Consider the following 23,713-nt stretch of genomic DNA (forward strand, 5'->3'; position numbering starts at 1 on the left):
GGACGGATACCCCGCATCTGTGTTGGCGGAGCGGACGGGGCTCGAACCCGCGACCCCCGGCGTGACAGGCCGGTATTCTAACCAACTGAACTACCGCTCCCTTGGTGGGTGCTGCAGGGATCGAACCTGCGACCCTCGCCTTGTAAGGGCGATGCTCTCCCAGCTGAGCTAAGCACCCTAAAGACGAACGCTTATTGTATCGCGTCCTTCAGGGCTTTGCCAGCCTTGAAGCCAGGGTTTTTTGATGCAGCAATCTCAATGGCGGCGCCGGTCTGGGGGTTGCGTCCGGTGCGTGCGGCGCGTTCCTTTACCGAGAAGGTCCCAAAGCCAATGATGGAGACGGTGTCTCCGTTTTTCAGCGCGACGGCGATCGCGTCGGTCAACGCATCGAGTGCCCGGCCAGCCGCCGCCTTCGGGATGTCACCCGCCTCCGCCATCGCCTCAATCAGATCCGATTTGTTCATTTATTCCCCCAAATGTCGTGACCAATGCTCTGCGAGCAAACCATGTCCTACCCCGCGTGCGATCGGTCGAAGTCCTGTCGGGATAGTCTGGCAACCGAAACCGGAGGCATCGCACGCGTTCGCGAATGCTAAAGCGGACTCAGTAACGGGGCAACCCGGTTTCGCCGACTCTGCCCCAGAAACGTCGAAAAAGTCAGTGATGCGTCCGCACCGGCTGCTCACGCGCCGGATCTGCCGGCTGCTCGGGGGTCGCTTCCTGCGGACTCGCCCCGTCTCCGCCCTCAGCGGCGGTGATAATCGGCTCGGGTCTGCGTGTCAAGGCGATCTCCAGCACCTCATCGATCCAGCGGACCGGTCGGATATCGAGATTCTGCTGGATGTTCTTTGGGATTTCAGTGAGGTCGCGCGCGTTTTCGCTTGGAATAATCACTGTATCGATGCCGCCCCGATGGGCGGCCAGCAGTTTCTCTTTTAATCCGCCGATCGGCAACACCTCGCCGCGTAGGGTAATCTCGCCGGTCATGGCGACATTCGAGCGAACGGGCACCTTGGTCAGCGCCGACACCAGGGCAGTGCACATGGCGACACCGGCGCTGGGACCGTCTTTCGGCGTCGCCCCCTCAGGCACGTGGATATGCACGTCGAAGGTGTTATGAAAGTCGGGGACGATGCCCAGCGCATCGGCACGTGAACGTACCACGGTCATGGCGGCCTGGATCGACTCCTGCATCACGTCGCCGAGTTGGCCGGTGTAGGTGAACTTGCCCTTGCCGGGGACCAGGGCCGACTCGATGCGCAGGAGTTCTCCGCCGACCTCGGTCCAGGCCAGGCCGGTCACCTGACCGACCTGATCATGCTCGTCCGCACGTCCGTAGCGAAAGCGTTGCACTCCCAGGTACTTCTCCAGCGATTTGGCCGCGACCACCGTGCCGGTTCCGCGCTTCTTGAGGAGAACCTCTTTGACCACTTTGCGGCAGATCTTGGAGATTTCCCGCTCGAGGTTGCGCACGCCGGCCTCGCGCGTGTAATGGCGGATGATATCCCGCAGGGCGGCTTCGCGGATCGTCAACTCCCCTTCCTTGAGCCCGTTGTTCTTGATCTGCTTGGGGATTAGATAGCGTTCCGCAATGGCCACCTTTTCATCTTCCGTGTAACCCGACAGCCGGATCACCTCCATGCGGTCCAGCAGTGCCGGCGGAATGTTCAGGGTGTTGGCCGTCGCGACGAACATCACCTCAGAGAGATCGTAATCCACCTCGAGGTAGTGGTCGTTGAACGTATGATTCTGCTCCGGGTCCAGAACCTCCAGGAGGGCAGAGGCCGGGTCGCCCCGGAAGTCCATTGCCATCTTGTCGATCTCGTCCAGCAGGAAAAAGGCGTTGCGCGAACCAACCTTACACAGATTCTGGATGATCTTGCCCGGCAATGCGCCGATGTAGGTGCGCCGATGGCCGCGAATCTCGGCCTCGTCGCGCACGCCCCCAAGGGACATGCGGGCGAATTTGCGATTGGTCGCGCGCGCGATGGACTGCCCCAGCGAGGTCTTTCCCACGCCCGGCGGGCCGACGAGACACAGGATCGGACCCTTGAGCTTGCGTACCCGCTGCTGTACGGCCAAGTATTCCAGGATACGTTCCTTGACCCGTTCCAGTCCGTAATGATCTTTATCCAGTACCTGTTCGGCGACCCGGATGTCGTTGCGGATGCGCGTGCGCTCCTTCCAGGGGACGCTGACCAGGGTGTCGACATAGTTGCGCACCACGGTCGCCTCGGCCGACATGGGCGACATGAGTTTCAGCTTATTGAGTTCGGCCAGCGCCTTGGTCTTGACGTCCTTCGGCATCCCCGCATTTTCGATGCGTTTGGCGAGTTCTTCGATCTCGTTGGGGGCCTCGTCGAGTTCGCCCAGTTCCTTCTGGATCGCCTTCATTTGCTCGTTGAGGTAGTACTCGCGCTGGTTTTTCTCCATCTGGCGCTTGACCCGTCCGCGGATCCGCTTCTCCATCTGGAGGATGTCGTTCTCGGATTCCATCAGCCCCATCAGGTGCTCGATCCGCACCTGGATGTCGATCATCTCCAAAACGCGCTGTTTCTCATCGAGTTTCAACGACATGTGCGCGGCCATGGTGTCGGCGAGCCGACCGGCCTCATCGATGCTCGACAGCGAGGTCAGGACCTCCGGCGGAACCTTCTTATTGAGCTTGACGTATTGGTCAAAGAGCGAGACGGCGGAGCGGATCAGCACCTCCTGCTCGCGATCGTCTGCTTCCAGGGTCTCGGTCAGCGGCTCGATCAGTGCGGAGAACGACTCTTCGGTCGTGAGAAAGCGTTCGATGCGTGCCCGCTGATTCCCCTCCACCAGCACCTTGACGGTCCCATCGGGGAGCTTCAGGAGCTGCAGGATGTTCGCCAGGGTGCCGATCTCATGCAAGTCCTTCACGGCCGGATCATCGACATCCGCGCTCTTTTGGGCCACCAGCAGGATTTGCTTGTCGTTCGCCATGGCCCCGTCGAGCGCACGGATGGATTTGTCCCGGCCCACGAATAACGGGATGACCATGTGCGGGTAGACCACCACATCACGCAACGGCAGGACCGGTACCTCCTGGGGGGCCGTGGATGGGGATCGCGAGGACTCGTGCTGTGCCATTGACGCTCTCTTTGCTGAAACTTGTGGGGTGACGACGACCACTCTGGCCCGCAGCCCCGGACGGCTTGGCCGGACCCGGAGCGCGAGGCTGGCGCAGAGATCGGTGAATGATTGCTGGTGCGCTGGGGAAAAGAATCAGGGCAGAAACAGGCAACTTCAACAGAAGAGGACACGCAAAGCCGCGCGAGGGCGCGGCTCCTGGGGTCAATCCCCCGACGCGGCCTGCTTTTCGAGGCCTTCGTAGATCAGGAAGGGTTTGTTCTCGCCCCTGATCACCGAGCCGTCCAGCACAACCTTACCCACGTTGCTCATGGACGGTAAGTCGTACATGGTGTCGAGCAGGACCTGCTCCATGATGGTCCTCAGGCCGCGTGCCCCGGTCTTGCGATCCATCGCCTTGTGGGCGATGCAGCGCATGGCGTCGTCGCGCAGTTCAAGTTCCACACCCTCCATCTCGAACAGACGGGCATACTGTCTGACCAGCGCGTTCTTCGGTTCGGTGAGGATGCGCATCAGGGCCGCCTCATCGAGTTCGTCGAGCGTGGCCGTCACCGGCAGGCGTCCGACGAATTCCGGGATCAGGCCGTAACGGATCAGATCCTCCGGTTCACCCGCGGCCAACAACTCGCCAATCTGACGCTTGTCATCCTTACTGTGGACGTCGGATGTGAAGCCCATACCTGACTTATTTAGGCGGTTTTGGATCACTTTGTCAAGACCAGCGAAAGCGCCCCCAACGATAAAGAGGATGTTGGAGGTGTCGACCTGCAGGAACTCCTGCTGTGGATGTTTGCGTCCGCCCTGAGGCGGTACCGAGGCGACGGTCCCCTCGATCAGCTTGAGCAGTGCTTGCTGAACACCTTCGCCCGACACGTCACGGGTGATCGACGGATTGTCCGACTTGCGTGAGATCTTGTCGATCTCGTCGATATAGACGATGCCCGTCTGCGCCTTCTCAACGTCGTAGTCGCACTTCTGGAGCAGCTTCTGGATGATATTCTCGACATCCTCGCCGACATACCCGGCCTCGGTCAGCGTGGTTGCATCGGCGATGGTGAAGGGCACGTTCAGCACCCGTGCCAGGGTTTCCGCCAGCAGGGTCTTGCCCGAGCCCGTAGGCCCGATGAGCAAAATATTACTCTTGGCGATCTCGATCTCTTCCTTAGCCTCCGAGACCTCTAACCTTTTGTAATGGTTGTAGACGGCAACCGAAAGGACTTTCTTGGCATACTCTTGACCGATGACGAACTGGTCGAGACTCTCTTTGATCTCGTGTGGTTTTGGCAGGTTGCTGGTCGCTTCGCCCGCGCCCTCCTGCATCTCCTCACGGATGATGTCGTTGCACAGCTCGACGCACTCGTCACAAATGAACACGGAAGGGCCGGCGATGAGCTTGCGCACTTCATGCTGACTCTTGCCGCAGAACGAACAGTAGAGGAGTTTGCCCTCGTCGTTCTTACCGTGGTTGCTTCCACTCATCGGGGTTGACACTCCGGAGGTCGGTTTACGCCGGGGACCAAGCCGTCCCTCGCGCGTTTAAGTCAATCATAACGGTTTGAATCTGTATAGCAAGAAAGTCACAAAACCAGACCGTTGGTCTGGCCGGAACCGGCGTCGAGCGCCGCAACACATGCGCGATGCGTGCCTCATGGTGCGGCGGATGCCCTTAGAGCTTGCTTCCAGCCGGACCGCGCTCGGTCAGGACGGTATCGATCAGACCATAGACCTGGGCCTCTTCGCCTCCCATGAAACGGTCGCGGTCGGTGTCGTCGGCAATCTTCTCGATCGGCTGACCGGTGTGGTGCGACAGGATGTGATTGAGGCGATCACGAATCAGGAGGATCTCGCGGGCGTGGATGTCGATATCGGTCGCTTGCCCCTGGAAGCCGCCCAGCGGTTGGTGGATCATCATCCGCGAGTGCGGCAGGCAGTAGCGCTTACCCGCGGCTCCGCCCGCCAAGAGCAGAGCGCCCATGCTGGCGGCCTGTCCAACACACATGGTGCTCACATCCGGGCGGATGAAGCGCATGGTATCGTAGATGGCCAGTCCGGCCGTCACCGATCCGCCAGGGGAGTTGATGTAAAGATGGATATCTTTGTCCGGGTTCTCGGACTCCAGAAAGAGCATCTGGGCGACCACCAGGTTGGCCATATAGTCTTCGACCGGCCCCACCAGGAAGATGACCCGCTCTTTCAGAAGACGCGAGTAGATATCGAAGGAGCGTTCGCCGCGCGCGGTTTGCTCGATGACGATGGGCACGAGCCCCAGACCTTTCGGGCTCCACTCGCTGTGACTCACGGGATTGATCATGAACTCCACTCGCCTGCTGCTTAACGCTGTCGATCCGCACTCGATCCAACACCCCGGCATCCCAGGATGCCGGGGTGTTGGGGCTAGAGCCCCGCGGGGTTGGCTGCCGACGCCGGGTCGGTCAACTGCGCGAAGCTCAACTGTTCCTCTTCTACCGTCACCTGGCTCAGTGCCCAGTTCACGACCTGTTCCTCCAGAACCAGTGATTCCACCGGGCCGAGGTTCTTGCGGTCGGCGTAATAATAGTTGATGACCTCTTGTGGGTCCTCGTAGGTGGACGCCATGTCCTCTACGGCCGCACGGATGCTCTGCGGATCGGCCTTGATCCCATTTTGTTTGACGATCTCGGCGATGATCAGGCCCAAGCCGACGCGACGCTGCGCGGACTCCTCGAAGAGGCTGTCGGGCAACTCGAACTGGGCACCGCCGAGGTTGGCGCGCATCTGTTGTTTGAGCCCGTTGATCTCGTTTGCGACCAAAACCCTTGGAGTGTCAACGGTGTTGCACTTCAGGATCAGATCCATCACTTGCTCCTTCATGCGGCCGTGGATGCGCTGCTTCAATTCACGCGCCATATTGGCACGCACGTCGGCACGAAAGCGCTCGACATCGCCGTCGGCGACCCCGAAGCTGCGGGCAAAGGCCTCGTCCACTTCGGGCAGCAGGGGTTCGCTCACCGCATCGATGGTGACTTCGAAGCGCACCGGGCGCCCGGCCAGGTCGGCCCGCTGGTAGCCCTCCGGAAAACGCAGATCCAAGGTGCGGGTCTCCCCGGCACCGGCACCGACCAGTCCGTCCTCGAAGCCGGGGATCATGCGCCCCGTACCGAGTTCCACCGTGGTGCCGGAGGCCGAACCGCCATCGAAGGGTTCGCCGTCCAGGGTGCCCGTATAGGAGATGGTCAGGCGGTCGCCCGCTTGGCCGGGCCGCTGGGCCTCCACCCAGGTCTTGCGTTGTTCGCGCAGCCGCTCGATCATCAGTCCCAAATCTTCATCCGTCAGTTGCGCGACCGGCCGTTTGACTACCTGGCCGGCCAGGGACGCGAGTTCGACTTGGGGCAGCACCTCGAAGGTCGCGGTGAAGCCGAAGCTCCGCGCCGCCTGATCGATCTCCGGCTGGATGCTCGGAGCGCCGGCCAGGCGCAAGGCATGACTCTCCACCGCCTCGGCGAAGCTCGACTGGACCAACTCGCCGAACACCTCGATCTCGATCTGATTGCCGTAGCGTTGACGCAGCACCTTCGTTGGCGCCTTGCCGGGTCGAAAGCCGGGCAGACGGGCCGAGCGCGCGATGCCCTGCAAGCGTTTGTCCACCTCGCCCTGAATGCGTTCAAAGGGGAGCTCGATGCGCATCCGCCGCTCCAGACCCTCTCCCGACTCCACCGTAACTTGCATGCGTCGTGTCTCCCACCGTCCAGACGATCTTCACCGCGTCGGATATCACCCCGGCGCGGGTCGAATCAATTCAGTCCATCGGGCAGCGATGCCCGACATGAAAAGCGTAAGATTATAGCCCGGCTTGCCCTCATGATCCAAGGCAAAGCCAGTGATTTCGCCAGCGATTGCGGAGAATTCGGCGTAATCCGCCGTCTCGCGACGGTGAACGCGCGTGACGCGCCGGGATCAGCGCGCGATTTGTGTTGACGGGACTGGGGCTTGGGAGCGTGCTGTCAGACCATGCTCCGCTTCGCTTGTCGTTTCGCCCGTCTTTGGCGTCGCGTTAAAGGGCGTCCAGCGTGCTAACCGGAGGTCGGGGCGGGTTTCAACCCGCCCCGTCGGCCGAGGCTCAGATCACCTTCGAGAATCCGATCGGACCGGTCTTGTTTGCAAGATAGGCATCGAAGGCCATGCAAATATTGCGCACCAGGAGCCGCCCGCGCGGGAGGATGCGGATCTTGCCGGCGTCGATCTCCACCAAACCGTCACCAATCATGGGGTTGAGTCGCGCCAGTGCGTCGGCGAAATAGTCGGCGAAGACGATGTCCCAAGTCGATTCGATGGTGGGAATCGCGAGCTCGAAATGGCAGATCAGGCGGGTGATGACGTCCCGGCGAATCAGGTCGTCGCGGTTCAGTTCAAGGCCGCGGAACACCGGCAGGCGCCCGGCATCGATGTCCGCATAATATTCTTCCAGTGCCCGCCGGTTCTGGCCGTAGGTTGTGTCAACCTTCCCGATGGAGGTCACGCCGAGGCCGATCAGGTCGCAGTCGGCGTGGGTCGAGTAGCCCTGGAAGTTGCGATACAACGTTCCGGCGCGTTGCGCCAGCGTCAGTTCGTCGTCCGGTCGCGCGAAGTGATCCATGCCGATGTAGACGTAGCCCGCCTCGTTCAAACGGGCGATCGTGCTCTGCAGGATATCGAGCTTGACCTCCGGTGCCGGCAAGTCAGGTTCATTGATTCGCCGTTGGGGTTTGAAGCGCTCGGGCAGGTGAGCGTAGTTGAACACCGAAACCCGGTCCGGGGCGAACGCGATGATCCGATCCAGCGTGCGCAGGAAGCTGGCAACCGTTTGGAACGGCAGGCCGTAGATCAGATCAAGACTGATGGAGCGGAAACCCTCTGCACGTGCCGCGTTGAGCACCTCCAGGGTCTGAGCCTCGGTCTGGATGCGGTTCACCGCCTCCTGAACGCGGGGATCGAAGTCCTGTACCCCCAGACTCATGCGGTTGAATCCGATCCGCCGCAACAACGTCACGGTCGCCGCGTCCGCCTCGCGCGGGTCGATCTCGATGGAGTACTCGCCGGTCGCATCGTCGGCCAGGGTGAAGTGGCGACGGGTTTGCTGCATGAGCCCCTGCATCTGGTCGTGGCTCAGGAATGTCGGGGTACCGCCACCCCAGTGCAGTTGCTCGACCACCCGATCGCGGTCGAACAGCGCCGCTTGCATTTCGATCTCACGGTAAAGGTGTTCGAGATAGGGCGGCGCCAGCGACCGGTCTTTGGTGGCGATCTTGTTGCAGGCGCAGTAGAAACAAACCGTGTCACAAAACGGAATATGGAAGTATAGGGACAGCGGGCGTTTGCTGACGTTGCTGCGTGCACAGGCCGCAGCGTACGCGGTCGCATCGAAGCCCTCGTGAAACTCGACTGCCGTCGGGTAAGAGGTGTAACGCGGGCCGCTTTGATCGTAGCGGCGGATCAGGTCCAGGTCGAAAGAGATACCCTGTTCCATCGATTCAAACCTCTAGCGCCGACGTTGGCGCCTCAAAATGGTTGCATGTTTTCATTCGGGGCCGGCTCAGGTATCGGTGCCGGCGACATCGAGACCGCGCCGGTGCGTCTCGTTGATTTGCCGCAGCAGTGTTTGGAAGGGGATCTCGTCGGCATACCGCTCCGCCAGTTCCACGAACGGCAAATCTTCACGTCCGAAGCAGTAGGTTCCGTCCTGCATGGACTGGTAGACCGTCTTGATGCCTTCTTCCAGGGGGTCGAGAAATGCGGGAAATCGGGTCAGGTCCTCGAGCTCGTACTCCAGGCAGTCCCGCAGGTCGGCGACCTCGAAGGTTGCCTGACACACCCACTCGACATACTCATCCGCGCACCGCGCCCGTCTCAAACTCATGGGTCAGGCCTCCTCGAACTCGCGTTGATACTGATTGATTTGTGCGCGTGACAACAGTAACACGCCGTCGCCGCCGCGTTCGAACTCGATCCAGGTCCAGGGCACCCGCGGCAGACGCTGCTCCAGTCCAGGGGCCGCGGAACCGGCCTCCAACACCAGAATGCCCTTATCGGTCAGGTGTCGTCCGGCCTCGCGCAGGATGCGCAGCAACAGCGTCAGTCCGTCCTCGCCGCCCAGCAGGGCCAGCCGCGGTTCCCGCTGGTACTCGGGAGGCAGACCGTCCAGTTCCGCCCGCGGCACATACGGCGGATTGCAGCAGATGACGTCATAGCGCTCCTCTGCGAGGCCGTTGAACAGGTCCGACTCCAGGACGCGGACACGATCGGCAACCTGATGCTTCTCCACATTGCGTCGTGCGACCGCCAGGGCGGCCTGCGAGATATCCGCCAGGTCGACCTCCGCGTGTGGCAAGTAGACTGCCGCGGCGATCCCGATACAGCCGCTTCCGGTGCACAGGTCCAGGATGCGATCCACGCGCTCGGCGTCGATCCAGGGTTCAAACCCCGCCTCGATCAGTTCGGCGATCGGTGAGCGAGGGACCAGGACCCGCTCGTCGATGTCGAATTCCATCCCGGCGAACCAGGCGCGTCCCGTGAGATAGGCTGCCGGCAGCCGCTCGCTTACCCGCCGCTCGATCAGGTCCGTGACTAGCGTGCGCTCGGCCGAGGTCAGGCGGCAGTCGCGGAAGCTGGCTGGAAGGTCGGGCTGCAGGGAGAGCGCGGCCAGCACCAGTTGCGCCGCCTCGTCCAAGGCATTGTCCGTACCGTGGCCAAAAAAAACTCCAGCACTGTTGAAGCGACTGGCGCCCCAGCGGACATAGTCCTGGATCGTCATCAATCCATCAGCTTGTTCGGCCATCGCCTCGCGTTTCCCGGTTCGTTGCGCGGTCCCACCGCACGGGGGCCGCTCCCGCGTCGGCGGCGGGATGCCAAGGATAGCACTTGGCGGCCCGGCACACCGGATCGCATGCGCCCCTTCAAGCGGCGCGGCGGTTTCCGTTCGCGGTGAGGAAGTCCGGCCGGGATTTCTGCTTGTCGGCACGCCCGCGCTCGACCAGATCTTCCAGGGTGATCCCGCTCAGGAAGTGGAAAATCTCGTCGCTCAATTGATCCCACAAGTGATGCGTCAGGCAGCGCTGACCGTCCCGACAGTTCTCGCGTCCGCCGCAGCGGGTGAACTCCACCCATTCGTCGACGGCGCAGATGATGTCGGCGATCGACACCTCGGCCGCCGGTCGCCCCAGGTAGTATCCGCCGCCGGGTCCACGGACGCCGCGCACCAGTTGCTTGTTGCGCAGCGCTGCGAACAACTGCTCCAGGTAGGACAGCGAAATGCCCTGGTTGACTGAAATATCCGCCAGGGTCACCGGGCCGTTGCCGGCGTGCAGTGCCAGATCGAGCATGGCGGTTACCGCGTATCTGCCTTTGGTCGAGAGTCTCATAGTTATTGCCTGCCAGGTGTGGGTTGAGCCCAGAAGATCGCGCGGCCAGACGCGACTCTGACTAAGTTAGTCAACAATTTTCGCATTTCAATGCATCAAGGACGGAAAAGCCTCGGCCTGCGGTCGGGCGGGCGGCGTGCAGCGCGGCGGTTACCGACTCCCAGGCTGTGCTCCGGCTCCCAGTCGCGCCAGCGGATGCTGGCGATAGAAGGCGCGCAGTTGCGCGTAGACCGCCGGATAGTCGGCGTTGAGCAGGCCGGGAGTCTCGAAGAACGCCTCGCTGGCGACTGCGAAAAACTCCGCGGGTGACTCGGCGCCGTAGGGGTCGATCGGGGTCTCCTCCCCCGCCGCTACCCGGTGGTTGAGGTCTGCATAGGCCGCCGCGAATGCTTGGGTCCATGACTGACCCGACATGTCGGCGTGCAGCGGCGGTCGGCCATTGGCGGAACCGTCGCGCATGTCGAGCTTGTGAGCCAGTTCGTGTAATACGACGTTATAGCCGTCCAGGGTCCGACCGGCCGCCACGTCGGCCCACGACAGGATCACGGGTCCCTGCTCCCAGGCCTCGCCGCTCTTGACCGCGTCGTCCACCCAGACCAGGCCATCGTCATCCACGTACTCATGAGCTGGGACGAACTCGGCTGGGTAGAGAATCAGCGCGTACCATCCGCGATACCAGTCGAGCCCCAGTTCAAGAACCGGCAGCGCCGCTTGCAGGGCGATGACGAGCCGCATCCGCACGGTCAACTGAAGTCCCTGCACTGCTTCCAACCGCTTGTCCCGCAGGAACAACAGGGCAAGGTCGGCGAGTCGGCCATCCTGCTCGTCGGTCAATCCGGCGAGCAATGGGAGGGCGGCGCGGGCGGCCCGCCAATCCGACCGGCGGTAGCGTCGCCGCTCCCGGGCGAGGATTCGGGACTGCCACCAACGGGTCAGCACGCCCACGCACGCACCCCCGTTGGTGCGGACGTCCGCGTAGGCTTGTGCAGGACCGGCCCCATCTGAGGAATCACGGGGTACGATGTTCGGAGGTTGACCTGGTTTGTATACACCGTTTGATCTCGCTTGTCGTGTGATCGCGCGGCGGCCTTGGTGCCTGGCGAAGGTTTGGTTACACTGCGCGATGGACTGCGGCTCCCGTACTGCCGACGCTCCCTCGTGATCATCCAGGCGATCGGTGTGCTTAGCGGAATCTTCTCCGCGGCCGGGGGTCTGTGCACCGGCAGGGGGGTGAAATGCCGTCCTATCGACAAGAATTCGTGCGGGGAAATTGACCCGTATGAGCCACCTCTGATATACATCCGGGGATTTTCTCACTCTTCAAGGTGACCGCGATCGGGCGTGGTCACGCACAACCTAAAACGGGCACTGGAAATGACTAGCAACTGGCTACAGACGGTTTCGGCGGCGGCACTCCTGGTCGGCGGGCTTTCAGGCGCGGCCTGGGCCAACCAGGCGGCGAACGAGGGGGCGCAGCCGGTCGGAGACCCCAAGGCGGGGGAAGCCAAGGCAAACGCTATCTGTATCGCCTGCCATGGCCCCATGGGCAACAGCATCGTCCCGATCTGGCCCAAGCTCGCCGGCCAGCACCCCCAATATATCTATAAGCAACTCATGGACTTCAAGGCCGGCAGACGCCAGAACGCGCAGATGAGCCCGATGGCTGCGCCACTGTCGGAGCAGGAGGTGCGCGATATGGCGGCCTACTACTCCAAGCAATCCCAGGCCGGCGGTGCCGCCGATCCGGCGCTGGCGGAGCTGGGTGAGCGTATCTACCGGGCCGGTAATCCGACGTCGGGTGTACCCGCGTGCGCCGGGTGTCATGGCCCCGCCGGCATGGGTGTGGGTCTCGCCAAGTTCCCGCGCATTTCGGGTCAACATGCGGACTACGCCAAGCAGACCCTGACCTGGTTCCGCGACGGCAGCCGGGCGAACGACCCCAACGGGATGATGCGCGGGGTCGCCGCCCGTCTGACCAACGATGAGATTGCCGCGGTTGCTCAGTACGTTCAGGGGCTCAGCCAGTAACAGCGTCCACATCGACATGCAGCGAAGCGCAGGCCCTGTTTCCGGTGGCAGGGCAGCGTCCAACAGTCGTCGCTGGGGTAGACCCGACGGCCGGGCGTCGCGTTAGCTTGGGCCAGGCATTCACTACCCGGGCCTCGAGCCACCGATCGGCGCGTCCATGCAGCACATCAAACTGCTGAGCTACAATGTCCAAGGCGGAATCTACTCCCGTCGGTATAGTGACTATGTGACGAACAGTTGGAAGCACGTGCTGCCGCACCCGGAACGGATCGTCAATCTGGCACGGATCGCCCAATTGATTCAGCAGTTCGATGTGGTCGGACTGCAAGAGGTGGACGCCGGCAGCCTGCGCAGCGCCAACATCGACCAGATACAATATCTCGCGCGGCAGGGTGGCTTTCCTTACTGGTACCGCCAGATCAACCGCGACCTGGGACTTTTTGCTCAGCATAGCAATGGCTTGCTGAGCCGACTGCGGCCGGGTCCGGTCACCGAGCATAAGCTTCCGGGGCTGCCCGGCCGCGGCGCCGTGGTGGTGGAGATCCCGCTGGCGGATGGCGAGCAACTGGCGATCGGCATCGTCCACCTGGCCCTGGGTTGGCGGGCTCGCAAGCGTCAGCTCAGCTACCTGGCCGGTCTGGTGGAGGAGCATCCGCTGCTGGTGCTGATGGGCGACTTCAACTGCGGCAGCGACTCACGCAGTCTGCGGGCGATGGTCAAACGCACCGGGATGCAGGGGCTGGACTACAATCTGAAGACCTTTCCCAGTTGGCGCCCGCGGCACAATCTGGATCACATCCTGGTGACTCAGCCGCTGCGGATCCTCAGTGCCCATGTGATCGATTATCCCCTGTCCGACCACCTCCCGCTCAGCATGACGCTGGGTCTGCCGGAGGGGCTGGGTTTTGCCGAGCCGGCTGACCTGCGCGGAACCCCGTTCAATCCTGTACATAAAAGTGACGCCAACCAAAGCCGCAAGCGTCGGTGAGCATATCGATCAGCGGCGGCGTTGGTACCGCTTCGCCGGGGAAGACCTCCTCGACCAGGACGAACAGGCGTCCGAATCCGCCCTGTTCCTTCCAATCCCAGCGCCAGGGCGGACGGGTGTCGCCGCAGGCGGTGCAGGTGGTTTCCGGATGTGGGCGCTCCAGTTGCGCGATCATCCGGTCGCGCCAGTCGATGAGCCGGGCGCGGCAGTTCGGGCAGCGCGGCGGGCGGGTGTTGCGGCCATACAATAAGCGCGGTGCGGCGCTCAAAGTCGAAATCCGGACATGGCAGAACGCGGTGTGCGGGTCCGGCCCGGCCGCGGTGGGAACCACGACCGCGCAGCCGCTGAAGGCGAGCAGGCTCAGGAAATTGGCTCCGACGGCGTAAGCATGGGGATGGCCGGGCAGGGGGACGGCGATGAAGCCAGCCCGGGACAGCGTCTCGATCAGCACGCTTGCCGCGGGACCAGCGAGTGGATCGGCGGTCGTCAGAACCAGCCGTCCGGTGTGGTTGGGCATGACTGCATCCGTCGGGTTCGGGTAATATCGGGCATCCTAACAGATCGACGCTCCGGCTCCGTGACTCCTGCACGCCGCGACACCGGGGCGACACCGCGCGGACTTCCGTCACATGCGACAGGGCATCCTCAAGCGACTGTTGTGCCGGTTCTTGACTTGCTTGCTCGCGGGTCTGCCGATGGCCGGCGCCGCCGATGCGACTTTCGCCAAGGCGTATGCCGCGCTGGATAAACGTCAATTGACCGAATGGGGACGGCGCTTCGAGCATGGCGAGGGCCTCCCGCGGAACCTGGATAACGCCATCCGGCTCTATTGCAAGGCGGCCAGGCAAGGCGACATCGAGGCCCAGTATTACCTCGGTTGGCTTTATGCCAACGGCAATGGGGTCAAGCGTGACGAGGAACTGGCGGCCGCCTGGCTGCATCTGGCGGCCGCGCAGCAGGACGCGCAGTCGAAACGGATCTTGAGTCGCCTGGGCTATTCGAGAAAGCCCAAGCGTGAACCCGTCTGCGCACTGACCGACGGTCGCGACGCGCTACGGCCGGCGCCGCCTCCGCTACCTCCGGCGCGGCGCGGCGCGGCGCGTCTCCAACCGGCCGCGGGGCCGCTTGCCGCGTTGGTGCGGGACCTGGCGAGTGAGTATCAGTTGGACCCGAATCTGGTCTTGGCCCTGGTCGAGGTTGAGTCTAATTTCAACCCGCGCGCCCAGTCACCGAAAAACGCCCAGGGCCTCATGCAACTGATCCCGGCGACCGCCGCGCGATTCGGAGTTCGCGATGTGTGGGATCCGGAGCAGAACCTGCGCGGCGGTATGGCCTATCTGCGGTGGTTGCTCGGCTACTTCAAAGGCGACCTGCGACTGGCTCTCGCGGGATACAACGCCGGCGAAGGGGCGGTGGATCGTCACGGCGGGGTGCCGCCCTTCGCCGAGACGCAATCCTATGTCGCCCGTATCATGGGGAAACTGGCACCCTGAGGCGACTGGAGCACAGCCAATCCCCGGGGTTGCTCGATCCGGCGGACATCGTCTCAGGTTCGACTCGAATGAACGGTTTGCACTTTAGCGTGTTGGTACTGGTCGGCCTGACCAATCTGGTCCCGGCCGCGGCTGCGGTGGCGGCAGAGGACCGCGAACGGCCCACGGAGCCCGACACGGCGCCCGCGGCTCCGACCCGTTCAGTCCACAGCGACCGGGCGGTCAGCCCGTTGCTCAACCGTCACTACCAGGACGGGGACCCGCGCGAATGGACCCAGGTCTTCGAGCGGCCGGGGCGGGAAGTCTTCGACCAGCGCTTCAAGATCGTTCATGCGGTTCGACCTCACCCAGGGATGCGCATCGCTGATATCGGTGCCGGGACCGGGCTCTTTACGGTGCTGTTCGCGCGTGCGGTCGGACCGGACGGGGTGGTCTACGCGGTGGATACCTCGCCGAGTTTCGTTGCCGGCCTGCAGGACTTGGCCGCGCGCTATCGGGTCGACAATATCGTCCCGGCCGTCAGCACCCAGGAGGATACCCGCCTGCCGGCCGCGGGGATCGAACTGGCCTTCGTTTGCGATACCTATCACCACTTCGAGTACCCGCGTGCGATGCTGGACTCGATCCATCAGGCCCTGGTCCCCGGCGGCGTGCTGATCATCATCGACTACCGCCGCCGTCCCGGCCTAAGTTCACCCTGGGTGATGCAACACGTGCGCGCGGACCGCGACAGGGTGGTGGAGGAGGTCCGGCAGGCGGGGTTCCGGTTGGTCGAGGAGCCCGATTTCCTCACGGAAAACTATTTCCTGCGTTTCGAAAAACGCGGTGACGCTGCCGGGTCCGAGGCGGACCCGGACGCACCTTAGGAGGATCCCATGAACCCCGACTTTTGGTTGGAGCGTTGGCAGCGCGGTGAAACCGGCTGGCACCGCGATGAAATCAACCGCCACCTGTGCGAGTTCTGGCCCCAGCTCGGCCTCCCGACCGGGACCCGGGTCCTGGTGCCCCTGTGCGGCAAGACCACCGACCTGCTGTGGCTCGCCAGCCGCGGAGACCGGGTGCTGGGGGTCGAGCTCAGCCAACTCGCCGTGGATGCCTTTTTCGCGGAGAACGGCTTGAATCCCACGGTGACGCAGGTGTCCGGGTTCAGCCGTTACCGCGTCGATGAGATCGAAGTGCTCTGCGGCGATTTTTTCGATCTGCCCGCGGCGCTGCTCGACGACATCGGGGCCGTCTATGACCGGGCCGCCCTGATCGCTCTCCCGCCTGACCTGCGACTCCGCTACGCTGCCCATCTGGACACGTTGCTCCCGGCGCGGGTGCCGCATCTCCTGATTACCCTGGAATACGACCAGGCGCTGCGCTCCGGACCGCCGTTTTCGGTCCACACCCAGGAGATCGCGCAGTTGTTCGGGCAGCGCTACCGGCTGAGCGTGCTGGCGCAGCTCGATGTCCTCGACGAGTCACCGGGATGGCGCCAACAGGGGTTGACCGAACTGGTGGAACGGGTCTATCGGCTGGATCCGGACATGGTCTTGGCGTAGGGGCGGGTTTGAAACCCGCCCCTACATCCGGCGGCGTAACATGGTACACGGTCGTGCGCGCTCGTCCCGGCCGGCTGGAAAATGTATACTGCCCTGTGATGTTCGCCTCGCCGAACCGGCAAAGCGGACGTCTTTTCCCAGCGTCCAAGCTCGCATGCCGCGGTCACGGTGCATCTCATCGGTGGCCGATCACGGCCTAACCGATCGAGTCTGACCAAAGGCACATGCACGCTCAAGCGCCAACTCGTCGGATAACGCGGATCGGCCTGCTGCTTGCCCTATTGGTCGCGCTGCCGGTCTGCGCCAAGGACCGGATCGGCGAGCAAGACAAAGACCCGGCCTTTGAAAAGGCGCTGCTCAGCAAGTCGCCGGCCAAACTCCTGGAGCTGGCCGCGCGCTATGAGAACGGCCGCGGCGTCACTCAGAACACCCGCAAGGCGGTTCAACTCTACTGCAAGGCCGCGGCCAAGGGTGCCACCCGAGCCGCGGTGCAGCTTGGCCAAATCTATGCTTTCGGACGCGGTATCTACCGTGATCAAGACCTGGCAGCCGCCTGGTTCTATCAGGCCGCCGGCAAACGGGACAGCACCGCGATCAACCTGCTCAAGGTGTTGAAGGTCGACGGAAAACCCAAGCGCGAGACGGAATGCCTGCTGGACCCGCCGTTGCCCCCCGCGGCGGCGGCCGGGCGCTTCGCGTCCCGCCCCCATCCGGCCAAGGGTAAGGTTGCCGAATTGGTGCGCCGGTTGGCCCCAGGTTACCAACTGGACCCGGAGTTGGTGCTGGCGCTCATCGAGGCCGAATCCAATTTCAATCCCCGCGCACTCTCACCCAAGAACGCGCAGGGTCTGATGCAACTCATCCCCGCGACCGCCGAGCGTTTCGGTGTCCAGGACGCCTGGGACCCCGAGCAGAATCTGCGCGGGGGCATGGCCTACCTGCGCTGGCTGCTGGCGCGCTTCAAGGGGGACGTTGAACTCGCCCTGGCCGGTTATAACGCGGGGGAAGGTGCGGTCGAGCGCCATGGCGGCATCCCGCCCTATGCCGAGACCCGCGCCTATGTGACCCGCATCATCGCGCGCATCAATTGACGGGGCTTCGTTGCGCGTCGCGAGCGGTTGATTCAGTTTCAGGTAATGTTCGGGGCAAGACCGGCAGCAGGGGGCTTCAATGGGTTGGTGGGGCAAAGCGGTAGGCGGTACCTTGGGTCTGCTGGTCGGCGGACCCTGGGGGGCACTGGTGGGGGCGACCCTGGGTCATGGGCTGGATCGCGGGGCGGCACAGGTGGACCTGTTCGGGCCGGTACGGGCCGCCGACCGCGCGCGCCTCCAGCAGGTGTTCCTGGAGACCACCTTCAAAGTCATGGGCCACCTCGCCAAGAGCGATGGTCGGGTCAGCGAGACCGATATCGCCTTTGCCGAGTCGGTCATGACGCGGATGGGCCTCGACGACTCCGGCCGACGTGCGGCTATCCGTCTCTTCCAGCAGGGCAAGTCGGAGAACTTCGTGCTCGCGCCCGCCGTGGCTGAATTTCGGCGCCTGAGCGCCGGTCAGGCCCAGTTGCACCTGCTCTTTCTTGAAATCCAATTGGCGGCGGCCTATGCGGGCGGGGCGCCGGCCCCGGCCGAGCGTCTGGTGCTGGAGCAAATCCGTGCCGGCTTGCAGATTCCCGCGGCCGGTTTCCGCCGGGTGGAGCGCTTGATCCAGATTCAGGCCCAGATTCTGGGCGGCGGGGGTGCCTGGCGCGGCGGCGGGGCCCGCGGTGAGCGTCCGGGCACGAACCAGCAACCGGCCGCCGGGTCCCTGTCAGGAGCCTATGCGGTCCTCGGCGTCACGCCCAAGGCAAGTGACGCCGAGGTCAAACGCGCCTATCGGCTTCTGATGAACCAGCACCACCCGGATAAGCTGGTCTCGCGCGGCGCACCCGCGGAGGCCCTCAAGATGGCCACCCAGAAGACGCAAGAGATACGCAGCGCTTACGAGACCATCACCCGCGCACGCGCGGGGGGCTGATCCGAGTGAAAATCTTCGGCGCTTGCGGTAGAGTGATGCGCTTGCCGGATCTCAACCGCGGCCGACGCAGTCACAGCTCGGCCGGTGAAATACTTAGGGGTAACCATGGCGCCTGATCTGATCGCACCCTCCATTCTCTCCGCGAACTTCGCGAAGCTCGGGGAAGATGTCGACAACGTGCTCGCCGCCGGGGCGGACATCGTCCACTTCGACGTCATGGACAACCACTATGTGCCGAATCTGACCATCGGTCCGCTGATTTGCGAGGCCCTGCGTAAGCATGGGGTGACGGCGCCCATCGACGTACATCTGATGGTCAAGCCGGTGGATCGCATCATCCCGGATTTCGCGGCAGCCGGCGCGACCTATATCACGTTCCACCCGGAAGCCAGCGAGCACATCGATCGCACCCTGCAACTCATCCACGCCGAGGGTTGCAAGGCCGGTCTGGTGTTCAATCCCGCCACACCCTTGTCCTATCTGGACTATGTGATGGACAAGGTCGACATGATCCTGCTCATGTCGGTCAATCCGGGCTTCGGCGGCCAGAGTTTCATCCCCGCGGCGCTCGACAAGCTGCGGCAGGTGCGGAAACTGATCGACGATTCCGGATTGGCAATCCGTCTGGAGGTCGATGGCGGGGTGAAGGCCGACAACATCGCCGAGATCAAGGCCGCCGGTGCCGACACCTTCGTCTCCGGCTCCGGTATCTTCGGCAAGCCGCGCGACGGCGACCCCCACCGTTACGACACCATCATCCGCCAGATGCGCGAAGCGCTGGCGGCCGTGCGCGGCTGACCCCGCGGTTGATTCGCCAGGAGTCCTGACCGGATGCTGCGCCCCAAAATGATTTTGATCGATCTGGACGGGACACTGGTCGACAGTGTTCCCGATCTGGCTTATTGCGTGGATGAAATGATGGTCCGGCTGGGGCGCCCGCCCCGCGGCGCGGCGGCGGTGCGCAACTGGGTCGGCAACGGGGTGGAGCGTCTGGTGCGGCGGGCCCTGATCGGGAAACTGGACGGTGAGCCGCCGGACGCCGATTACGCTCTTGCCTATCCGCTCTTCCTTGAGCTGTACAGCGAGAACACCTCCGGGCGTTCGATGCTGTACCCCGGCGTGCGTGAAGGGCTCGACTATCTGCGCGGCGCCGGCTATCCGCTCGGCTGTGTGACCAACAAGGCCGCGCAATTCACCCTGCCCCTGCTCAAAGACCTCGGGGTCCTGGACGATTTCGGCATCGTCGTGAGCGGAGATACCCTGCCGGAAAAGAAGCCGCATCCGCTGCCCTTGCTCCACACCGCCCGGCACTTCGGGGTCGATCCCGCGGAGTCGCTGATGATCGGCGACTCGGTGAGTGACGTGAAGGCGGCGCGCGCGGCCGGTTTCAGCATCATCTGCACGAGCTATGGCTACAACCATGGTCAGGATATTCGTGAGGCCCACCCGGACGGTGTCATCGACTCGCTGGCTGAACTCAAAGGGCTTGTGGCCGGGGCGGCTTAGGAGACCCCGATGACTCCCGACGTATTTTCTGCCCTGGCCGATCAGGGCCACAACCGTATTCCGCTCGTCTGTGAGGTCCTGGCGGACCTCGACACCCCGCTGAGCGTCTATCTCAAGCTGGCCGAAGGTCCGTACTCCTATCTCTTCGAGTCCGTGCAGGGCGGCGAGAAGTGGGGCCGCTATTCGATCATCGGGTTGCCCTGTCGCACCGTGCTCAAGGTGACCGGGACCCGGATCCAGGTCGAGCGCGACGGAGCGCTCATCGAGTCGGTCGAGACGGCCGACCCCCTGGCCTGGATCAGCGCCTTCCAGGCGCGCTTCCGGGTGGCGACCCATCAAGGCCTGCCGCGTTTCACCGGCGGTCTGGTCGGCTATTTCGGCTATGACACCATCCGCTATATCGAGCCGAAACTCGCCCGCTGCCCCAATCCGGACCAACTCGGTACTCCGGATTGTCTGCTTATGGTCTCGGACGAGGTGGTGGTGTTCGACAACCTCAGCGGCCGGATGTACATCATCCTGCACCTGGACCCGGTTGCCGGCGACACCCTGGAGTCCGGCCGCGAGCGGATGCGTGAGCTGATCGGGCGTATGCAGCGGGGTGCCCCGCGCCGGCCCGCGGCGGATGAGCGCCGGGTCCATGAGGGCGACTTCGTTTCCGGTTTCACCCAGGACGGCTTCGAGTCAGCGGTCGACCGCATCAAGGCTTACATCCTGGAAGGGGACTGCATGCAGGTGGTGTTGTCCCAGCGGCTCTCGATTCCCTTCCAGGCCCGGCCGTTGGATCTGTACCGCGCCTTACGCGGACTCAATCCCTCACCTTACATGTATTTTCTCGATCTCGACGGGTTCCAGATCGTCGGCTCGTCCCCTGAGATCCTGACCCGGCTGGAGGATGGCGTGGTCACAGTCAGACCCATCGCCGGTACCCGCCGCCGTGGTTATACCGAGGCCGAGGACAAGGCGCTGGAAGTCGAACTGCTCGCCGACCCCAAGGAGCTGGCCGAGCACCTGATGCTGATCGACCTGGGCCGCAACGACACCGGCCGGGTGGCCGCGGTCGGTACCGTGCGCGTGACCGACCGCATGATCGTCGAGCGCTACTCGCACGTCATGCACATCGTCTCCAATGTGGTCGGCACACTGGCTGAAGGACTCACCGCCATGGACGTGTTGCGCGCCACCTTCCCCGCCGGCACCGTCTCCGGTGCGCCAAAAATCCGCGCCATGGAGATCATCGACGAATTGGAACCGGTCAAGCGCGGCATCTACTCCGGCGCCGTGGGCTATTTGGGCTGGAACGGCAACATGGACACCGCCATCGCCATCCGCACCGCCGTCATCAAGGACGGCATCCTCCACATCCAGGCCGGCGCCGGCATCGTTGCCGATTCGGTGCCGGAACTCGAGTGGCAGGAGACCATGAACAAGGGCCGCGCCATCTTTCGCGCCGTGTCCCTGGCGGAGGCGGGCATCGACCGCAACAGTGTCGATTGCTGAGGCAGGCGGCGGCGCTTGGAGTAAGGTGATTTCCGCGAAAAATCCAACCCGTAGGAGCCCGCTTGCGGGCGACGGGNGGGGCACAATGACGCGATTCCGGCAGGTCACGTCGCCCGCAAGCGGGCTCCTACGGAGCTTGATTCTTGATAGCGTCTTATTCGGAAATCGCCTAAAGTCCGACAGGCTGCTAGGGGCGGGTTTCAAACCCGCCCCTACATGAAGGTCTGTCTGGATATCAGGTGCGAACGCTATAAACCGCGCCAGCTCCAGCGATCGTCGAGTCTGCCGGGGCCGATCCCATCCAAAAACATCGCATACCGCGCCCGGCGCGGTTTAGGTGACAGCCGGCGTCTGGTGTAGAAAGCGCGTGTCGCCGAGTTGCTGGAGTACGAAGTCGGCAACGTCGGCGCGGGAGAGTCGTGCGGCGGTGAGCGATTTGTCCAAACCGCTGCGGTAGTTGCCGGTCTTGGGGCCATCGGTCAGCCCGCCCGGGCGCACGATGGTCCAGTCCAGTCCGCTGGCCCGGATCAGGCGTTCCTGCTCCTCCTTGGCGGCCATCACCTTTTTCAGCGCGAGTTGCATCAGCACTTTGAAGAACAGGGGCACCTGCTCCTTGCTGTCGCCCACACCCATGGAAGTGACCGCGATCAGTCGCCGCACGCCCTGTGCCTGCATCGCCGCGAGGATCACGGCCGTGCCGAGCGCCTCGATGGGTGCGCCCCCCGGTCGCGTCCCCAGGACACAGATGACCGCATCCGTTCCTTGAACGCAGTCAGCGACCTGAGCGGGGTTGAGTACGTCACCGACGATGACGGTCAACCGCCCCGGTGCCGTTTGCAGCGTCGCCGGGTTGCGGGCGAGTGCCTTGATGTCGTGACCCTGTTCCAGTGCCTGTGCCAGCACCTGTTGTCCGGTTCCGCCGGTAGCACCGAAGAGTGCGATTTTCATATTGGTGTTCCGTTGTTTCGATGCTATTGCGAGGTCTTTGCCCGCATCATGGCGCGAGTGTATCCGCCGCTCAGGCCGCCGCCCCCATTTCCCGTGCCCGCTCCAGCCGCCCGGTGAGCGCCGCCGCATCCGCGGCGGGCGCCAACTCGGGCCAACCCGCGCAATGCCGCTCGACCAGACCCGCCAGCATCTCGATGTGTTCCGGTCGATCGTTGAGACAGGGAATGTAGCCGTAGGACTGACCGCCGGCCTGCAGAAAGTAGTCGCGGTTCTCCACCGAGATTTCTTCGATGGTCTCCAGGCAATCCGCCGAAAACCCCGGTGAGATGACCTGGATCGAGCGCACCCCGGCACCACCCCACGCTTTGAGGGTCTCGTCGGTGTAGGGCCGCAGCCATTCCTGCACGCCAAACCGGGATTGGAAAGACAGGAGCCAGCGCTCCGCCGTCAGCCCCAATTGTTCGACGACCAGACGCGCGGTCTTCTGGCACTGACAGTGGTAGGGATCGCCATTGAGGAAATAATCCATGGGAATCCCATGGAACGAGAACAGGAGCCGCTCAGGCTCGCCGTGCTCGCCCCAATAGGCCCGGATACTCGAGACCAGGGCGGTGATGTATCCGGGGTCGTCGTGATACTGGTTGACGAAGCGCACTTCCGGCAGCAGGCGCCAGGTCGAGAGTTCACGGCTGACCGCGTCGAAGGTGGAGGCCGTGGTGGTGGCCGAATACTGCGGGTAAAGCGGCAGCACCAGCAAGCGCCGCACATTGGCCGCGCGCAGTTGGGCCAGGGCGCTCGGGATCGAGGGGTTGCCGTAGCGCATCCCCAGGGCCACGCACACCGGTCCGGGGAGACGGGCATCGAGTGCCTCCTGGACGGCCTTGGCCTGACGTTTGGCGATTGCCAGCAAGGGCGAGCCGTCCGCGGTCCATACGGCCTGATAGGCTTGGGCGGTGCGCGGCGGGCGTACCCGCAGGATGACACCATGCAGGATCAACCACCAGACCAGCCGCGGCAATTCGACCACCCGCGGATCCCAGAGGAACTGCGCCAGATAACGACGCACGGCCGCGGCCGTGGGAGCGTCGGGCGTGCCCAGATTGACCAGCAGCACACCCAGGCGTTCGGGGGTGTCGTGGCGCAGGTCCGGGTTGTTGATGTAGGTCATCGTTCCATCTCACTTACGTGACCCGACCGCGTCGGTCC

General features: G+C 63.6%; 23 protein-coding genes and 2 tRNA genes. 10 read left to right on the top strand and 15 right to left on the bottom strand.

All coding sequences use genetic code 11. The features are described 5' to 3' along the window. Positions 1-23: 23 nt before the first annotated feature. The 12 genes from A39O_RS0124385 to A39O_RS0124440 all read right to left on the bottom strand — a co-directional run bounded on the left by A39O_RS0124385 (position 24) and on the right by A39O_RS0124440 (position 11,432). Positions 24-100 (bottom strand) — tRNA-Asp (locus tag A39O_RS0124385). 2 nt (positions 101-102) lie between these two features. Then, positions 103-178 (bottom strand) — tRNA-Val (locus tag A39O_RS0124390). Positions 179-191: 13 nt separating this feature from the next. Then, complete coding sequence (locus tag A39O_RS0124395) at positions 192-464, bottom strand: HU family DNA-binding protein (RefSeq protein ID WP_020507280.1); 273 nt, start codon at positions 462-464, stop codon at positions 192-194. A 193-nt stretch (positions 465-657) separates the two neighbouring features. Next, positions 658-3,114, bottom strand: a complete 2,457-nt coding sequence (gene lon, locus A39O_RS0124400) for an endopeptidase La (protein ID WP_026199716.1) — start codon at positions 3,112-3,114, stop codon at positions 658-660. A 204-nt stretch (positions 3,115-3,318) separates the two neighbouring features. Next, the gene (gene clpX / locus A39O_RS0124405) at positions 3,319-4,593 is read right to left on the bottom strand and encodes an ATP-dependent Clp protease ATP-binding subunit ClpX (RefSeq protein WP_020507282.1); all 1,275 of its coding nucleotides are present in this window, start codon (positions 4,591-4,593) and stop codon (positions 3,319-3,321) included. A gap of 187 nt (positions 4,594-4,780) precedes the next feature. Then, the gene (clpP, locus tag A39O_RS0124410; RefSeq protein ID WP_026199717.1) at positions 4,781-5,425 is read right to left on the bottom strand and encodes an ATP-dependent Clp endopeptidase proteolytic subunit ClpP; all 645 of its coding nucleotides are present in this window, start codon (positions 5,423-5,425) and stop codon (positions 4,781-4,783) included. An 83-nt stretch (positions 5,426-5,508) separates the two neighbouring features. Next, positions 5,509-6,819, bottom strand: coding sequence for a trigger factor (gene tig / locus A39O_RS0124415; RefSeq protein ID WP_020507284.1), 1,311 nt, complete (start codon positions 6,817-6,819; stop codon positions 5,509-5,511). Positions 6,820-7,210: 391 nt separating this feature from the next. Then, on the bottom strand, positions 7,211-8,596 hold the full coding sequence (gene hemN / locus A39O_RS0124420; protein ID WP_020507285.1) for an oxygen-independent coproporphyrinogen III oxidase: 1,386 nt from the start codon (positions 8,594-8,596) through the stop codon (positions 7,211-7,213). Positions 8,597-8,662: 66 nt separating this feature from the next. Beyond that, positions 8,663-8,986, bottom strand: a complete 324-nt coding sequence (locus A39O_RS0124425; protein WP_020507286.1) for a hypothetical protein — start codon at positions 8,984-8,986, stop codon at positions 8,663-8,665. A gap of 3 nt (positions 8,987-8,989) precedes the next feature. Next, on the bottom strand, positions 8,990-9,904 hold the full coding sequence (prmB, locus tag A39O_RS0124430; RefSeq protein ID WP_020507287.1) for a 50S ribosomal protein L3 N(5)-glutamine methyltransferase: 915 nt from the start codon (positions 9,902-9,904) through the stop codon (positions 8,990-8,992). Between the two features lie 118 nt (positions 9,905-10,022). After that, positions 10,023-10,487, bottom strand: a complete 465-nt coding sequence (locus A39O_RS0124435; protein WP_026199718.1) for an Rrf2 family transcriptional regulator — start codon at positions 10,485-10,487, stop codon at positions 10,023-10,025. 150 nt (positions 10,488-10,637) lie between these two features. Further along, positions 10,638-11,432, bottom strand: coding sequence for a M90 family metallopeptidase (locus A39O_RS0124440; RefSeq protein ID WP_020507289.1), 795 nt, complete (start codon positions 11,430-11,432; stop codon positions 10,638-10,640). Positions 11,433-11,861: 429 nt separating this feature from the next. On the opposite strand from A39O_RS0124440, the gene A39O_RS0124445 reads away from it, so the two are divergent. Both A39O_RS0124445 and A39O_RS34990 read left to right on the top strand, forming a co-directional pair. Beyond that, positions 11,862-12,515, top strand: coding sequence for a c-type cytochrome (locus A39O_RS0124445; protein ID WP_020507290.1), 654 nt, complete (start codon positions 11,862-11,864; stop codon positions 12,513-12,515). Positions 12,516-12,672: 157 nt separating this feature from the next. After that, entirely contained in the window at positions 12,673-13,503 is an 831-nt protein-coding gene (locus A39O_RS34990) for an endonuclease/exonuclease/phosphatase family protein (RefSeq protein ID WP_020507291.1), read from the top strand. Here the strand turns inward: A39O_RS34990 and A39O_RS0124455 are convergent. Continuing rightward, positions 13,454-14,020, bottom strand: coding sequence for a hypothetical protein (locus A39O_RS0124455; RefSeq protein ID WP_020507292.1), 567 nt, complete (start codon positions 14,018-14,020; stop codon positions 13,454-13,456). The genes A39O_RS34990 and A39O_RS0124455 overlap by 50 nt on opposite strands. 112 nt (positions 14,021-14,132) lie before the next feature. On the opposite strand from A39O_RS0124455, the gene A39O_RS0124460 reads away from it, so the two are divergent. The 8 genes from A39O_RS0124460 to trpE all read left to right on the top strand — a co-directional run bounded on the left by A39O_RS0124460 (position 14,133) and on the right by trpE (position 21,559). Then, positions 14,133-14,996 carry a lytic transglycosylase domain-containing protein gene (locus A39O_RS0124460; protein WP_020507293.1) on the top strand — a complete coding sequence of 288 codons (864 nt, stop codon included), beginning with the start codon at positions 14,133-14,135 and terminating at the stop codon, positions 14,994-14,996. Between the two features lie 68 nt (positions 14,997-15,064). After that, on the top strand, positions 15,065-15,862 hold the full coding sequence (locus A39O_RS0124465) for a class I SAM-dependent methyltransferase (RefSeq protein ID WP_020507294.1): 798 nt from the start codon (positions 15,065-15,067) through the stop codon (positions 15,860-15,862). 9 nt (positions 15,863-15,871) lie between these two features. After that, positions 15,872-16,540: a thiopurine S-methyltransferase gene (locus tag A39O_RS0124470; protein WP_020507295.1), complete on the top strand. Its 669-nt coding sequence runs from the start codon at positions 15,872-15,874 to the stop codon at positions 16,538-16,540. A gap of 224 nt (positions 16,541-16,764) precedes the next feature. Continuing rightward, the gene (locus A39O_RS0124475; RefSeq protein WP_083924875.1) at positions 16,765-17,631 is read left to right on the top strand and encodes a transglycosylase SLT domain-containing protein; all 867 of its coding nucleotides are present in this window, start codon (positions 16,765-16,767) and stop codon (positions 17,629-17,631) included. Positions 17,632-17,710: 79 nt separating this feature from the next. Then, positions 17,711-18,553 (top strand): co-chaperone DjlA, encoded by an 843-nt coding sequence (gene djlA / locus A39O_RS0124480; protein WP_020507297.1) that lies wholly within the window; start codon positions 17,711-17,713, stop codon positions 18,551-18,553. Between the two features lie 105 nt (positions 18,554-18,658). Further along, entirely contained in the window at positions 18,659-19,351 is a 693-nt protein-coding gene (gene rpe, locus A39O_RS0124485; protein WP_020507298.1) for a ribulose-phosphate 3-epimerase, read from the top strand. A 33-nt stretch (positions 19,352-19,384) separates the two neighbouring features. Then, positions 19,385-20,059, top strand: coding sequence for a phosphoglycolate phosphatase (locus A39O_RS0124490; RefSeq protein ID WP_020507299.1), 675 nt, complete (start codon positions 19,385-19,387; stop codon positions 20,057-20,059). A gap of 9 nt (positions 20,060-20,068) precedes the next feature. Beyond that, the gene (trpE, locus tag A39O_RS0124495) at positions 20,069-21,559 is read left to right on the top strand and encodes an anthranilate synthase component I (protein WP_020507300.1); all 1,491 of its coding nucleotides are present in this window, start codon (positions 20,069-20,071) and stop codon (positions 21,557-21,559) included. Between the two features lie 333 nt (positions 21,560-21,892). Here trpE and A39O_RS0124500 read toward each other — a convergent pair whose 3' ends face one another. Next, on the bottom strand, positions 21,893-22,507 hold the full coding sequence (locus A39O_RS0124500; protein WP_020507301.1) for an NAD(P)-dependent oxidoreductase: 615 nt from the start codon (positions 22,505-22,507) through the stop codon (positions 21,893-21,895). A 70-nt stretch (positions 22,508-22,577) separates the two neighbouring features. Continuing rightward, a complete protein-coding gene (gene hemH, locus A39O_RS0124505; protein WP_020507302.1) occupies positions 22,578-23,675 on the bottom strand; it encodes a ferrochelatase in 1,098 nt (365 codons plus the stop codon). Between the last annotated feature and the right edge of the window lie 38 nt (positions 23,676-23,713).

This window comes from Lamprocystis purpurea DSM 4197, from assembly GCF_000379525.1.
Lineage (GTDB): Bacteria > Pseudomonadota > Gammaproteobacteria > Chromatiales > Chromatiaceae > Thiodictyon > Thiodictyon purpureum.

Coding starts and splice junctions, on each gene's coding strand:
- A39O_RS0124395 (WP_020507280.1), bottom strand. CDS start 464: ATGAACAAATCGGATCTGATTGAGGCGATGGCGGAGGCGGGTGACATC.
- lon (WP_026199716.1), bottom strand. CDS start 3,114: ATGGCACAGCACGAGTCCTCGCGATCCCCATCCACGGCCCCCCAGGAG.
- clpX (WP_020507282.1), bottom strand. CDS start 4,593: ATGAGTGGAAGCAACCACGGTAAGAACGACGAGGGCAAACTCCTCTAC.
- clpP (WP_026199717.1), bottom strand. CDS start 5,425: ATGATCAATCCCGTGAGTCACAGCGAGTGGAGCCCGAAAGGTCTGGGG.
- tig (WP_020507284.1), bottom strand. CDS start 6,819: ATGCAAGTTACGGTGGAGTCGGGAGAGGGTCTGGAGCGGCGGATGCGC.
- hemN (WP_020507285.1), bottom strand. CDS start 8,596: ATGGAACAGGGTATCTCTTTCGACCTGGACCTGATCCGCCGCTACGAT.
- A39O_RS0124425 (WP_020507286.1), bottom strand. CDS start 8,986: ATGAGTTTGAGACGGGCGCGGTGCGCGGATGAGTATGTCGAGTGGGTG.
- prmB (WP_020507287.1), bottom strand. CDS start 9,904: ATGGCCGAACAAGCTGATGGATTGATGACGATCCAGGACTATGTCCGC.
- A39O_RS0124435 (WP_026199718.1), bottom strand. CDS start 10,487: ATGAGACTCTCGACCAAAGGCAGATACGCGGTAACCGCCATGCTCGAT.
- A39O_RS0124445 (WP_020507290.1), top strand. CDS start 11,862: ATGACTAGCAACTGGCTACAGACGGTTTCGGCGGCGGCACTCCTGGTC.
- A39O_RS34990 (WP_020507291.1), top strand. CDS start 12,673: ATGCAGCACATCAAACTGCTGAGCTACAATGTCCAAGGCGGAATCTAC.
- A39O_RS0124455 (WP_020507292.1), bottom strand. CDS start 14,020: ATGCCCAACCACACCGGACGGCTGGTTCTGACGACCGCCGATCCACTC.
- A39O_RS0124460 (WP_020507293.1), top strand. CDS start 14,133: ATGCGACAGGGCATCCTCAAGCGACTGTTGTGCCGGTTCTTGACTTGC.
- A39O_RS0124465 (WP_020507294.1), top strand. CDS start 15,065: ATGAACGGTTTGCACTTTAGCGTGTTGGTACTGGTCGGCCTGACCAAT.
- A39O_RS0124470 (WP_020507295.1), top strand. CDS start 15,872: ATGAACCCCGACTTTTGGTTGGAGCGTTGGCAGCGCGGTGAAACCGGC.
- A39O_RS0124475 (WP_083924875.1), top strand. CDS start 16,765: ATGCACGCTCAAGCGCCAACTCGTCGGATAACGCGGATCGGCCTGCTG.
- djlA (WP_020507297.1), top strand. CDS start 17,711: ATGGGTTGGTGGGGCAAAGCGGTAGGCGGTACCTTGGGTCTGCTGGTC.
- rpe (WP_020507298.1), top strand. CDS start 18,659: ATGGCGCCTGATCTGATCGCACCCTCCATTCTCTCCGCGAACTTCGCG.
- A39O_RS0124490 (WP_020507299.1), top strand. CDS start 19,385: ATGCTGCGCCCCAAAATGATTTTGATCGATCTGGACGGGACACTGGTC.
- trpE (WP_020507300.1), top strand. CDS start 20,069: ATGACTCCCGACGTATTTTCTGCCCTGGCCGATCAGGGCCACAACCGT.
- A39O_RS0124500 (WP_020507301.1), bottom strand. CDS start 22,507: ATGAAAATCGCACTCTTCGGTGCTACCGGCGGAACCGGACAACAGGTG.
- hemH (WP_020507302.1), bottom strand. CDS start 23,675: ATGACCTACATCAACAACCCGGACCTGCGCCACGACACCCCCGAACGC.